The following is a 13,827-nucleotide window of genomic DNA, read 5'->3' as shown; positions in this document are numbered from 1 at the left end:
CCGCACGTCAGCGGCGTGTCGGCGGCGAGCACCACACTCGTCCCCGGACGGTGCGGACCACCGGGCCGAGGTGTGCCCGGAGGAACCCAAGCCTCGGAATTCCGACTCAGGAGACACCCGATGACCATGCTCCAGCCCTCAGGCGCGCAGACCGCCGAGACCGCCGGCCGCGGGGCGGACGAGGCGGGAACCGTACCCCTGACCGAGGACCAGCTCGGCCTGCTCCTCCAGCACCGGGCCGATCCGGAGAACTCGCCCTACAACGTGCCGCTCGCCGTCGACCTGCGCGGCCCCCTCGACGTCCCCGCCCTGGAGGCCGCGCTCGCCCGGCTCGTCGCCCGCCACCCGCTGCTGTCCGCGCGGGTCCGCGACGACGACGGCGACGGGCTGCCCCGCCTCGACCTCGACCCGGCCCGCGCCCCGCGCCTGGAACGCCAGGACGCCCCCGGTGCCGCGCCTGCCGCCGACCTGCTCGCCGAGGCCCGCCGCGCCCTCGACCTGGAGGGCTCCGGCGTCCTGCGCGCCGTCCTCGCCGCCCACGGGCCCGAGCACCACACCCTGCTCCTCGTCGTCCACCACGTCGTCGTCGACGGCGAGTCCACCGGGCTCCTCCTCGCCGACCTCCTCGACGCCTACGAGCACGGAGAGGTCACCGCCCCGGCCCCCACCGGCTTCGGCGCCTACGTCACCGCCCGCGCCCAGGAGGCCGCCGCGCGCACCGACGCCGACGAGGCGTACTGGCGCGAGCGGCTGGACGGCGCCGACCTCACCGTCGACTTCCCGCTGGACACCCCGGGCTCCGACACCGTGCGCGAGGCGATGGTGCCGCTCGAGCTCGACACCGGCCTGTGGGAGGAGATCACCGGCTTCTCCCGCGCGCACCGCGCCGGCGCCGCGGCCGTGCTCCTCGCCGCCTACCTCAAGGCCCTCGGCACGTACGGCCGGCAGTCGGCGCCCACCGTCGGCGTGCCGCTCGGCGCCCGCACCGACCCGCGCTTCGACCGCACCGTCGGCTACTTCGTCCGCACGCTCCTGGTCCGTGCCCCGGCCCAGGAGCCGGAGCTGACCGCCGCCGCGTTCGTCACCGGCGTGCAGACCGAACTGGCCCGCGCCGTCGACCACGCCCGCCTGCCCTTCCCCCGCATCGCCCGCCTGGCCCCCGGCGGCGCCGCCGCCGACCCGTTCAACTGCACCTTCGTCATGCACAGTTGGGCCGATCCGGGCACCGCCGCCGACGAGGGTGTCGCCCTGCGCGGCGGGCTGCGCGCCCGCTGGCGCCAGGACGTGCCCACCCCCGGCCTCGGCCTGCTCACCCTGGAGCTGTACGAGGGCGGGGGCACGCTGCGCGGCCGGCTCAAGTACGACGCCGCGCGCATCGAGGCGGCGACCGCCGAGGCGTTCGCCGACCACGTCACCGAACTCGCCCGGCAACTGGTGCGCCGCCCCGACGAGGCCGTCGCCGACCTCGACGGCATCGGGCCGCGCGCCCGCGCCACCCTCGACTTCCTCAACGCCACCGACCACCGCCTCGACGACACCGACATCGACACGCTGATCCGCCGGGCGGCCAAGGACGATCCCGACGCCGTCGCCGTCGAGTTCGGCGACCGCCGCTGGACCCGCCGCGAACTGGACGCCCGCATCGAGGCGTACGCGGCCGGACTGACCGCCCGCGGCGTACGGTCCGGCGACCGGGTCGGCGTGCTGCTGCCGCGCACCGACGAGGCCGTCGCCGCGATGCTCGGCATCCTGCGCACCGGCGCCGCCTACGTGCCGATCGACGCCGCCCACCCCGAGACGCGGCGCCGCCACATCGTCGACAGCAGCGGCATCCGGCTCGCCGTCGTCGACCCGGAGACGGCCCGGGCCTGCCCCGCCGGACCCGAGCGGGTGCCGCTGGACGAGCTGGCCCGGCCCGGCACCGCCCACGTGCAGGGCCCCCGCCCGGGCGACGCCCTGCACATCCTGTACACCTCGGGCTCCACCGGCACACCCAAGGGCGTCCAGCTCAGCCACCGCGCCCTGGTCACCGACGTCCTCGCCGCCGTACGCCACTTCGGCATCGGGCCCGACGACGCGATGCTGCTCAAGGCCCCGTTCACCTTCGACGTCAGCGCCCACGAGATGCTCGTCGCGCTGGTGTCCGGCGCCCGGCTGATCGTGGCGCCGCCGGACGCCGAGCGTGACCCCGATGTGATGGCCGAGGCCGTCGACCGGCACGGCGTCACCCTGCTGCACGCCGTCCCCTCCCAACTGCGGCTGCTCATCGAGGCGGACGCCTTCCGGCGCAACCGCACCCTGCGCACCGTCGTGTCCACGGGCGAGACGCTGCCCAACGAACTGCGCGCCGCCTTCGAGGCCGCGCACCCGGCGCGGCTGCACAACGCGTACGGGCCGACCGAGACCTCGTACTCCACCGTCTTCTCCTGGAGCCGGGACGAGGACGCCTTCTGGACCCGGCGGGCCGACGTGCCGATCGGGGTCCCCTTCGACAACATCCGCTGCCACGTGCTCGACGAGGGCCTGCGCGAACTCCCGCCGGGCGCCCCGGGCGAGCTGTGGATCGGCGGCGGCACCGTCTCCGACGGCTACGTCGGCGACCCCGAGCGCACCGCGGAGCGCTACCGCACCCTGGACCTCGGCCCGCGCAACGGGACCGTCTACCGCACCGGCGACCTGGTCCGGCTGCTGCCGGGCGGCGCGCTCACTCACCTGGGCCGGCTCGACGACCAGGTGAAGATCAACGGCAACCGGGTCGAACTGGGCGAGGTGCGCGGCGCGTTGATGTCGCTGCGCGAGGTCCGGGACGCCACCGTCCAGGTGTCCCGGCACGCCGGCGGCAGCCTGCAGATCGTCGCCCACGTGGTGACGGACGCCGAGGTCGCGCGGGTGCGCGCGGAGCTGGCCCGGCTGCTGCCGTCCCACATGGTCCCCGCCCACCTCCACCGCGTCCCCGTCATCCCCGTCCTGCCGAACGGCAAGACCGACCGGCAGGCCCTGGCCCGGCTCGCGGACCGGGGCGACCAGCCGGCCGAGCCCGAGCAGCCCGCACAGCCCGCACAGCCCGAGCAGTCTGTACAGCCCGCACAGCCCGTCACGCCTGAGAAGGACGCAGAGATCGCACAACCCGTGACCCCCGTCGTAGCCACGGCCCCGCCCGCCCCCGCCGCGCTGCCCGCCGTGCGTGCCGTCTGGCGGGAACTGCTGGGGGAGGCGCGGGACGACGCCCAGTTCTTCGAGGCCGGCGGCGACTCCATCCTCGCCATGCAGATGGTCTCCCGGCTGCGCCGCGAGGGACTCACCCTCACCATGCGCGACATCTACCGGCACCCGGTCCTCGCCGCGCTCGCCGCCCACCTGGACGAGACGGCCCCCGCGCCCGCGCCGGCACAGACCCCCGCCGAGACCACCCCAGCGACCGCCCCGACGGCCAGGCCCGCCACGCCCCGCGGCGCCGCGTCACCGCTCGCGCCGGTGCAGTCCTGGTTCTTCCGGCACATCAGGACCGACGCCCACCAGTGGAACCAGTCGGTGCTCCTGGAGCTGAACCGGCCCGTCGACCCCACCGTGCTGCGCCTCGCCCTCCAGGCCGTCGTCGCCGCCCACCCCGCGCTCAGCGCCCGCTTCGAGGCCGACGCGCACGGCGACCACGCCGGGGGCCGCATGATCGCCGCCGCCCCGTTCGCCGCGTACGAACCCCGCGACGTGCTGCGCGAGTGCCAGGTGCACGACGACGCCGGACTCGACGGAGCCCTGGAGGACATCGAGGCCAGTCTCGACCCCCTCGAGGGCGTGCACGTACGGGCCCTGCTCGCGCACGACCACCGCCGGCCCGACAGCGACGGCCTGCTCCTGATCGCCGTCCACCACCTCGTCGTCGACGGGGTGTCCTGGCGGATCCTCCTGGAGGACCTGGAGCACGCGCTCACCTCCCTGTCCGACGGCGCCCTGCCCGCCCTGCCCGACGAGGCGTGCCGGTACGAGGACTGGGTCGCCTCCCTGCCCGCCGTCGCCGCCCGGCCCGGCGAGGCCGAGCACTGGCGCTCCCTCGCCGATGCCCGCAGCGCGGCGCAGAGCCTGCTGCTCACCACGCCCGCGCCCGACGAACGGGACATCCGCCGGGTCGAGTTCGCGCTCGACCCCGAGGCCACCGCCCGGCTCATCGGCCCGCTGCCCGGCCGCCTCGGCCTCCAGGTGCACCAGGTGATGACCGGCGCCTTCGCACAGGCGCTCGCCCGCTGGCGCGGCACCCGTCAGGTGACCTTCGACGTGGAGACCCACGGCCGGCACGGGCGCGACGACCTCTTCCGGACCGTCGGCTGGTTCACCTCCATCCATCCGATCGTCCTGGCCGCCGAGCGCGCCCAGGACCCGGAGGGCTGGCTCGCCGAGGTCACCCAGGGGCTGACCGAGGTGCCGGAGGGCGGCGTCGGGTTCGGCGCGTGCCGCGAGTTCTCCGACGACCCCGCCCTGCGCACCCTCCTGCGGGCACTGCCGCCCGCCCTCGTCTGCTTCAACTACTACGGCCAGGCCGACCAGTTGAGCCCCAACGGCGGCTTCACCATGTCCGGCCGCCCCATCCCGCGCGAGCACTCCGCACACTGCGAGCGCGTGTACGGCATCGAGGTCTACGGCATCGTCCACGGCGGCCGGCTGCGCATGGGGCTCACCTGGGTCCCCAGCCCCGCCGACGGCGTGGACGAGGCGGGCGTCGAGGCGCTCGTCGACCAGATGCGCTGGGTCCTGGCGACCCTCGCCGGCGCCGACCCGCGCGACGTGTCCGCCGCCGAGATCACCGCCCCCGGCCGACCGGTCGCCCCGGCCGAGCGGGAGGAGGACGACCTGTCCCGCGCCGCCCTGCCGATCGCGGCCGCGGAGCCGGAGACGGTGCCCGTCACCCCGCAGCAGCACGGCCTGCTCCTCGACGCACTCGCCCACCGCGGCACCGGCCGCTACGTCGAGCAGCTGTACTGGCGCTGGTACGGCGCCCTGGACACCGAGCGCTTCGTCGCGGCGTGGCGGTCCGTGTTCGAGCGCGAGACGGTCCTGCGGGCCGCCTTCGACTGGGACGACGATCCCCGCCTCGTCCTGCACGAAGACGTCACCCCCGAGATCGTCCGCCACCCCGCCGGCAGCGTCGACTGGGACGAACTCCTCGAGCGTGACCGTGGGCGCGGCTTCGACCTGCGCGAGCCCGGACTCCTGCGCGCCACCCTCGTCGACGACGCCGCCGCGGCCGGCCCCGAGAACGCCGGCGGCGCCCCCTCGACCCGCGTCCTGATCACCTTCCACCACGTGCTCCTGGACGGCTGGAGCGTGTCCGTGCTGCTCCAGGAGTTCTACCGGGCCTACCTCGTCGGCGGCGCCCTGCCCGGCAGCGAACGCCGTCCCGACATCCGCGACTACGCGCACTGGCTGGCCGAGCAGGACACCGCGCCCGCCCGGGAGTTCTGGTCGGCGGCCGTACCGTCGGCCGCCCCGGCCGTGCGCCCCGCCCTGCCCGGTCCCGCGACCGAGGAGAGCGGCTGGGGCCGCGCCGAGGTCCGCATCGGCCGGGCCGAGGCCGACCGGCTGCGTGCCTGGGCCGCGGCCCGCGCCGCCACCGAGTCCAGCGCCCTCCAGGCCGTGTGGGCCCTGCTCCTGTACCGCGCCTCCGGAGCGGACGGCGTCGCCCCGGTCGGCTTCGGCGTCACCGTGTCCGGCCGCGGCATCCCCCTCGACTCGATCGAGCGGCTGCCCGGACTCCTCATGAACTCGCTCCCCATGACCATCCAGGTCGACCCCGCGCACACCGTCCCGCGGCTGCTCACCGAACTGCGCGACCAGGCCCTCGACATGGCCGCCTACGAATGGGTGTCGACCGGCCAGATCCACGAGTGGAGCGGGCGCCGGGCCGACGAGAAGCTCGTGGAGAGCCTCATCGTCTTCGAGAACTACCCGCGCTCCTCCGACGACCTGGAGGCGGCGCTGGCCGCGCACGACATCCGCGTCGAACTCCCCGAGGCCGCCGGGTCCCAGACCGCGTTCCCCGTCACGCTGCTCGCCCACCGCGACGTCGACGGCAGCCTCGTCCTCACCGCCGTGCACGACCGCGGCCGGATCGCGGACCGGGACGCCGGCCGTCTCGTCGCCCAGTGCGCCCGCCTGCTGCGCGAGCTGCCGGACACCGCCGACGACACGACCACGGTCGGGGACATCGTCGCGGGCCTGGACGCCGCCGGCCTGCCCCGCATGGCCGAGCGCGCCGAACCGGGCACCGACGCGGCCGGCGCCGCGCACGTCACCTGGCCCGAAGGCCCCAGCACCGGCCTGGTGAAGGAGGCCTGGGAGGCCGTCTTCGGCACCGAACCCCTCGACGCCGGACTGCACTTCTTCGAAGCCGGCGGTCACTCGCTCCTCGCGATGCGGCTGCTGCGCGAGATCAACACCCGATCCGGACGCACCCTGCGTCTCGACGAACTTCTCGCCCACCCCAGGGCGGGACAGATCGCCGGGCTGCTCGACCGGGACCCCGGGGACGACGACGCCACTTCCCCCCGCGGTGTCCTCGTCCCCCTGCGCCCCGCCGGGCAGCCCGGTGCCGGCACCGTCTACCTCGTCCACCCGCCGGGCGGCCAGGTCGCCTGCTACGCGCAGCTCGCCCACTGCTACGAGGGCCCCGAGGCGCTCGTCGGCATCCGCGACCCGCGCGTCGACGAACCCGAGCCGCGCCACCTCACCGCCGAGCAGCTCGCCGACCACTACGTCGCGGCGCTGCGCCCCGCGCTCGACGCGGGCGAGCGGATCGTCCTCGGCGGCTTCTCCGGCGGCGGCGTCATCGCGTACGAGATGGCCCGCCTGATCACCGCCGAGGGCGGCCGGCCCCCGCTGGTCCTCCTCGTCGACGCGGGCGCGCCCGACGGCGAACTCACCGACGCCGACGCCGACGGATCCTTCGCCAGCCAGCTGCGGGCCGTCGCCGAGGGCCGTACCCCCGCACCGGACGCCGAGGGCCCCGGCGCACGACCGGCCGGCGCGCCCGCCGAGGACGAGGCCGACGACGGGTCGGACCCGCTCGCCGAACCGGACGGCTCCGCCTCCTACCTGAGCGAACTCGCCCAGATCGCCGACTGGATGCGCGGCGACGGCGGCGGCGACCCGGTCGCCCTCATGCGCGACAGCGTCGAGGCCGTCCAGCGCTACCGCCCCCGGCCCTACGACGGCCCCGCGGCCGTGCTGCGCGCCGGCGACACCGGCTTCGGCAAGGGCACCGAGTACGACGAGAGCGACCGCTTCCACGCGCGGCCCGGACTCGGCTGGGAGGACCACGTCGAGGACCTGTCCATCCGGGTCGTACCGGGCAACCACGTGACGATGCTGACCGGCGACAACGTCCGCCGCCTGGCCCGCATCCTCGCCTCCGCCGTCCGCCGCTGACGTCGAGCGCACCGAACCCAGGGAGAGCACCGACCATGACCACGCCCCGCCGGCGCATCACGCTCGCCGGCATCATCGACGGCCCCGGCGGCCACGTCGCCGCCTGGCGCCACCCGTCGACCCAGGCGGACGCCCAACTCGACTTCGAGTTCCACAAGAGGAACGCGCGGACCCTCGAACGCGGCCTGTTCGACGCCGTGTTCATCGCCGACATCGTCGCCGTGTGGGGCACCCGCCTCGACTCGCTGTGCCGCACCTCGCGCACCGAGCACTTCGAACCGCTGACCCTGCTCGCCGCCTACGCCGCGGCCACCGAGCACATCGGCCTGTGCGCGACCGCGACGACCACGTACAACGAGCCGGCCCACATCGCCCGCCGCTTCGCCTCGCTCGACCACCTCAGCGGCGGCCGCGCCGGCTGGAACGTCGTCACCTCCGCCGCCCCCTGGGAGTCCGCGAACTTCGGCTTCCCCGAGCACCTGGAGCACGGCAAGCGCTACGAGCGGGCCCAGGAGTTCATCGAGGTCGTCAAGGCGCTCTGGGACAGCGAGGGCCGCCCGATCGACCACCACGGCGCGCACTTCGACGAGAGCGGACCGCTCGACGTCGCCCGCCCGCCGCAGGGTCGGCCCGTCATCATCCAGGCCGGGTCCTCGCCCGTGGGCCGCGAGTTCGCCGCCCGGCACGCCGAGGTCATCTTCACCCGGCACAACACGCTCCCCGACGCGCAGGCCTTCTACTCCGACCTCAAGCAGCGCGTCGCCGCCCAGGGCCGCGACCCCGAGAAGGTCCTCGTCTGGCCCACCCTCGCGCCGATCGTCGCCGCCACCGAGACCGAGGCGAAGCAGCGCCTCCAGGAGCTGCAGGACCTCACCCACGACCACGTGGCGCTGCGCACCCTCCAGGACTTCCTCGGCGACGACGTCGACCTCAGCACCTACCCGATCGACGGCCCCGTGCCCGACATCCCGTACACCAACCAGTCCCAGTCGACGACCGAGCGGCTCATCGGCCTCGCCCGCGCCGAGAACCTGTCGATCCGCGGACTCGCCCTGCGGCTCATGGGCGACATCGTCGTCGGAACGCCGGAGCAGCTCGCCGACCACATGGAGTCCTGGTTCACCGGCCGCGGCGCCGACGGCTTCAACATCGACTTCCCGTACCTGCCGGGCTCCGCCGACGACTTCGTCGACCACGTCGTGCCCGAGCTCCAGCGCCGCGGCCTGTACCGCACCTCCTACGAGGGCGGCACGCTGCGGGAGAACCTCGGCCTCGACACCCCCGCGCCGGGCCGCACCACCGACGTCCCCGCAGGAGCCACCGCATGAGCGCCCCGATTCTCGCCGGCCGCATCGACACGCACGCCGACGGCGCGACGTTCGACACGCTCACCGCCGTCGCCCGCGCCGCGGAGGACGCCGGGTTCGACGCCCTGATCCTCGACGACTCGGCGCGGCCCGCCGCCGGGCCCGGCCGCTTCGAGGCCACGACGCTGGCCGCCGCGCTCGCCGCCCGCACCGAGCGCATCGGCCTCATCGTCTCCGCGCTCCCCGCCGACCAGGCGCCCTACCACGTGGCCCGCATCGTCGCCTCGCTCGACCACCTCGGCCGCGGCCGCACCGGCTGGCTCGCCGGCAGCGGCGACCCCGAGGGCCGGACCGCCGAGCTCATCGAGGTCGCCCGCGGCCTGTGGGACAGCTTCGACGACGACGCCTACGTCCACGACCGCGCCGACGGCCTGTACTGGCGCCTCGACGCGATGCACCGACTCGACCACCAGGGCCGCCACTTCGACGTCGCGGGCCCGCTCAACGTGGCCCGCCCGCCGCAGGGCCACCCCGTCGTCGCCGTGTCCGGCCCCGCACTGGCCGACCGTGCCGACCTCGTCCTGCTCGACGACCCGGCCGACGTGCCCGGCGTACGCGACCGGGCCCCCGGCGCCAAGATCCTGCTGACCCCGCCCGCCGGCGCCGACACCGGGAACCTGCTCGCCGCCTCGGGCGCCGACGGCCTCGTCGTCGAACTGCGCGACGCCCACGACCCGCTCCGTGTGACGGCGGCCGGCGCGTCCGGCCGGCCGCACGCACCGACCCTGCGCGCCCGGCTCGGCCTGCACCGCCCCGCCGGCCGGTACGCCGACGCCGACACCGGCGTCACCGCCACGGTCTGACACTCCGTCCGCCCAGCCCTTTGGAGAACCATGTCCTCTCGCCTGTTCACCTCGGAGTCCGTCACCGAGGGCCACCCCGACAAGATCGCCGACCAGATCAGCGACACGATCCTCGACGCCCTGCTGCGCGAGGACCCCACCTCCCGCGTCGCCGTCGAGACCCTGATCACCACCGGCCAGGTCCACATCGCCGGCGAGGTCACCACCAAGGCCTACGCGCCGATCGCCCAGCTCGTGCGCGACACGATCCTCGACATCGGCTACGACTCCTCCGCCAAGGGCTTCGACGGCGCGTCCTGCGGCGTCTCGGTCTCCATCGGCGCCCAGTCGCCCGACATCGCGCAGGGCGTCGACACGGCGTACGAGAAGCGCGTCGAGGAGGCCTCCCGCGGAGACGAAGGGGACGAGCTCGACCAGCAGGGCGCCGGCGACCAGGGCCTCATGTTCGGCTACGCCACCAACGAGACGCCGAACCTCATGCCGCTGCCCATCGAGCTGGCCCACCGGCTCTCGCGCCGGCTGACGGAGGTCCGCAAGGACGGCACGCTCCCGTACCTGCGCCCGGACGGCAAGACGCAGGTGACCATCGAGTACCGCGGCAGCCGTCCGGTCCGTCTCGACACCGTCGTCGTCTCCTCCCAGCACGCGCCCGACATCGACCTGGGCTCGCTGCTCACCCCGGACATCCAGGAGCACGTCGTCGAGCACGTCCTCGCCCGCCTCGCCGAGGACGGCATCAAGCTGGAGACCGACGACTACCGCCTCCTGGTCAACCCGACCGGCCGCTTCGAGATCGGCGGCCCGATGGGCGACGCCGGGCTCACCGGCCGCAAGATCATCATCGACACGTACGGCGGCTACGCCCGCCACGGTGGCGGCGCCTTCTCCGGCAAGGACCCGTCCAAGGTCGACCGCAGCGCCGCCTACGCGATGCGCTGGGTCGCCAAGAACGTCGTCGCCGCCGGCCTCGCCGAGCGCTGCGAGGTCCAGGTCGCGTACGCGATCGGCAAGGCCGAGCCCGTCGGTCTCTTCGTCGAGACCTTCGGCACCGGCCTGGTCTCCCAGGAGCGCATCGAGCAGGCCGTCCGCGAGGTCTTCGACCTGCGCCCGGCCGCGATCATCCGCGACCTCGACCTGCTCCGCCCGATCTACACCCGGACGGCCGCCTACGGACACTTCGGCCGCGAACTGCCCGACTTCACCTGGGAGCGGACCGACCGCGCCCAGCAGCTCAAGCTCGCCGCCGGTGTCTGACCGGGGCGTCCGGCCCGACGGGAGTGCTCACGTGCGTACAGCGGTGACCGGCTCGATCGCCACCGACCATCTGACGGTCTTCCCCGGCCGGTTCGCGGACCAGCTGATCCCCGATCAGCTGGACCACGTCTCCCTGTCGTTCCTCGTCGACAGCCTCGACGTGCGACGGGGCGGCGTCGCCGCGAACATCGCCTTCGGCCTCGGCGGCCTCGGCCTGCGCCCGCTGCTGGTCGGCGCCGTCGGCGCGGACTTCGGCGAGTACGAGGTGTGGCTCAAGGAACACGGCGTGGACACCGGCGGCGTCCACGTGTCGGCCGAACGGCAGACCGCCCGCTTCATGTGCACCACGGACCGCGACGCCAACCAGATCGCGTCCTTCTACACCGGGGCGATGGCGGAGGCCCGCGAGATCGACCTCACCCGGCTGCCCGTGCCCGCCGCCGAACTCGACCTGGTCGTCGTCGCCCCCAACGACCCGGACGCGATGCTGCGCCACACCCGCCAGTGCCGCGAACTCGGCCTCGCCTTCGCGGCCGACCCCTCCCAGCAACTGGCCCGGCTCGACGGCCCGCAGACCCGGCAGCTCGTGTCCGGGGCGCGCTGGCTGTTCACCAACGAGTACGAGGCCGCCCTGCTCTGCGAGCGGACCGGATGGACCCGCGACGAGGTCCTGGACCACGTCGGCACCTGGGTCACCACCCTCGGCGAACGCGGCGTGCGCATCGAGGCCGAGGGCCGGCCCGCGCTGACCGTGCCGGCCGTCCCCGACGTCCCGGTCACCGACCCGACCGGCGTCGGCGACGCCTTCCGCGCCGGCTTCCTCGGCGCCGTCTCCCGCGGCCTGCCGATCGAGACCGCCGCCCGCCTCGGCTGCGCCGTCGCCGCCCTCGCCCTCGCGACCGTGGGCTCCCAGACCTACCGCGCGGACGGCACCGCACTCCTCGCCACGGTGGCCCGGACGTACGGCGCCGCCGCGGCCGGGCCGCTCACCTCCTGGCTCGGAGACCTGTCATGACGCCCGCATCCGATCCCCGAGCCCGCGTGGCCGCCCTCAGGGACGCCCTCGCCACCCGTGTCGTGGTGGCGGACGGCGCCATGGGCACGATGCTTCAGGCGCAGGATCCCTCGTTGGACGACTTCGAGCAGTTGGAAGGCTGCAACGAGATCCTGAACGTCACGCGGCCCGACATCGTGCGGTCGGTGCACGAGGAGTATTTCGCGGTCGGTGTGGACTGTGTGGAGACGAACACGTTCGGTTCGAATCACACGGCGTCGGGTGAGTACGACATCGCCGACCGGATCGTGGAGCTGTCCGAGGCGGGCGCGCGGATCGCGCGTGAGGTCGCGGACGAGTTCGCGGCGAAGGACGGGCGCCAGCGGTGGGTGCTGGGCTCGATCGGTCCGGGCACGAAGCTGCCGTCGCTGGGTCACATCGACTACGCGACGATCCGTGACGGCTACCAGCAGAACGCCGAGGGGCTGCTCGCGGGTGGCGCGGACGCGCTGATCGTGGAGACGACGCAGGACCTTCTCCAGACGAAGTCGAGCCTGATCGGTGCCCGCCGCGCGATGGATGCGCTGGGTGTGTCGGTGCCGCTGATCTGCTCGCTGGCCTTCGAGACGACCGGTGTGATGCTGCTCGGTTCGGAGATCGGCGCCGCGCTGACCTCCCTCGAACCGCTCGGCATCGATCTGATCGGCCTGAACTGTTCGACGGGCCCGGCCGAGATGAGCGAGCACCTGCGTTATCTGGCGCAGCACTCGACGACGCCGCTGATGTGCATGCCGAACGCGGGTCTGCCGATCCTGACGAAGGACGGTGCGCACTTCCCGCTGACTCCGGTGGAGATGGCGGACGCGCAGGAGAACTTCGTCAACAGCTTCGGCCTGTCCCTGGTGGGCGGTTGCTGTGGCTCGACTCCCGAGCATCTGCGCCAGGTCGTGGAGCGCGTACGGGAGATGACGCCGCCCGAGCGTGCGGCCCGCCCCGAGCCTGGTGCCTCCTCGCTGTATCAGACGGTGCCGTTCCGGCAGGACACGGCGTACATGGCGATCGGTGAGCGGACGAACGCGAACGGGTCGAAGAAGTTCCGTGAGGCCATGCTCGAGGGCCGCTGGGACGACTGTGTCGAGATGGCGCGCGATCAGATCCGTGAGGGCGCGCACATGCTGGACCTGTGCGTGGACTACGTGGGCCGCGACGGTGTCGCGGACATGGAGGAGCTGGCCGGCCGCTTCGCCACCGCCTCCACCCTCCCGATCGTGCTGGACTCGACCGAGGTCGATGTCATTCAGGCGGGTCTGGAGAAGCTGGGTGGGCGTGCGGTCATCAACTCGGTGAACTACGAGGACGGTGACGGGCCGGAGTCGCGTTTCGCGAAGGTCACCCAGCTCGCGAAGGAGCACGGCGCGGCGCTGATCGCGCTGACCATCGACGAGGAGGGCCAGGCCCGCACCGTCGAGCACAAGGTCGCCATCGCCGAGCGGCTCATCGAGGACCTGACGGGAAACTGGGGCATCCTCGAGTCCGACATTCTCATCGACTGCCTCACCTTCACCATCTGTACCGGTCAGGAGGAGTCGAGGGGCGACGGTGTCGCGACGATCGAGGCGATCCGCGAGCTGAAGCGCCGTCACCCGGACGTACAGACCACCCTCGGCCTGTCGAACATCTCCTTCGGTCTGAACCCGGCCGCCCGCATCCTTCTCAACTCGGTGTTCCTGGACGAGTGTGTGAAGGCGGGTCTGGACTCGGCGATCGTGCACGCCTCGAAGATCCTGCCGATCGCCCGGTTCGACGAGGAGCAGGTCACCACCGCTCTCGACCTGATCCACGACCGGCGGACCGACGACTACGACCCCCTCCAGAAGCTCATGGCCCTGTTCGAGGGTGCCACCGCGAAGTCGCTGAAGGCGGGCAAGGCGGAGGAGCTGGCGGCGCTGCCGCTGGAGGAGCGGCTCAAGGCCCGCATCATCGACGGTGAGAA

General features: G+C 73.8%; 6 protein-coding genes. All 6 read left to right on the top strand.

Going from position 1 to position 13,827, the window contains the following annotated elements:
- The first annotated feature begins 120 nt into the window (after window positions 1-120).
- The gene (locus ACIBTU_RS35175; RefSeq protein ID WP_399130748.1) at window positions 121-7,416 is read left to right on the top strand and encodes an amino acid adenylation domain-containing protein; all 7,296 of its coding nucleotides are present in this window, start codon (window positions 121-123) and stop codon (window positions 7,414-7,416) included.
- Between the two features lie 35 nt (window positions 7,417-7,451).
- Entirely contained in the window at window positions 7,452-8,744 is a 1,293-nt protein-coding gene (locus tag ACIBTU_RS35170; RefSeq protein ID WP_399130747.1) for an LLM class flavin-dependent oxidoreductase, read from the top strand.
- Window positions 8,741-9,586 carry an LLM class flavin-dependent oxidoreductase gene (locus ACIBTU_RS35165; protein ID WP_399130746.1) on the top strand — a complete coding sequence of 282 codons (846 nt, stop codon included), beginning with the start codon at window positions 8,741-8,743 and terminating at the stop codon, window positions 9,584-9,586. The genes ACIBTU_RS35170 and ACIBTU_RS35165 overlap by 4 nt, the downstream gene beginning before the upstream one ends.
- A gap of 30 nt (window positions 9,587-9,616) precedes the next feature.
- A complete protein-coding gene (metK, locus tag ACIBTU_RS35160) occupies window positions 9,617-10,840 on the top strand; it encodes a methionine adenosyltransferase (protein ID WP_399130745.1) in 1,224 nt (407 codons plus the stop codon).
- A gap of 31 nt (window positions 10,841-10,871) precedes the next feature.
- Window positions 10,872-11,855 carry a carbohydrate kinase family protein gene (locus ACIBTU_RS35155; protein WP_399130744.1) on the top strand — a complete coding sequence of 328 codons (984 nt, stop codon included), beginning with the start codon at window positions 10,872-10,874 and terminating at the stop codon, window positions 11,853-11,855.
- Window positions 11,852-13,827 (top strand): homocysteine S-methyltransferase family protein (locus ACIBTU_RS35150; RefSeq protein ID WP_399130743.1); only part of this gene is annotated, 1,976 nt, incomplete at its 3' end. The genes ACIBTU_RS35155 and ACIBTU_RS35150, both read left to right, overlap by 4 nt.

Origin of the sequence: Streptomyces sp. NPDC050145, assembly GCF_044460245.1 — a bacterium.
Taxonomy (GTDB): domain Bacteria; phylum Actinomycetota; class Actinomycetes; order Streptomycetales; family Streptomycetaceae; genus Streptomyces.
The sequence above is the reverse complement of the archived record's forward strand: the minus strand, read 5'-3'. Positions and strand labels throughout refer to the sequence as shown.

Bases quoted from the DNA above. Each gene is read 5' to 3' on its own strand.
- ACIBTU_RS35170 (WP_399130747.1), top strand. From the start codon at position 7,452: ATGACCACGCCCCGCCGGCGCATCACGCTCGCCGGCATCATCGACGGC.
- metK (WP_399130745.1), top strand. From the start codon at position 9,617: ATGTCCTCTCGCCTGTTCACCTCGGAGTCCGTCACCGAGGGCCACCCC.
- ACIBTU_RS35175 (WP_399130748.1), top strand. From the start codon at position 121: ATGACCATGCTCCAGCCCTCAGGCGCGCAGACCGCCGAGACCGCCGGC.
- ACIBTU_RS35165 (WP_399130746.1), top strand. From the start codon at position 8,741: ATGAGCGCCCCGATTCTCGCCGGCCGCATCGACACGCACGCCGACGGC.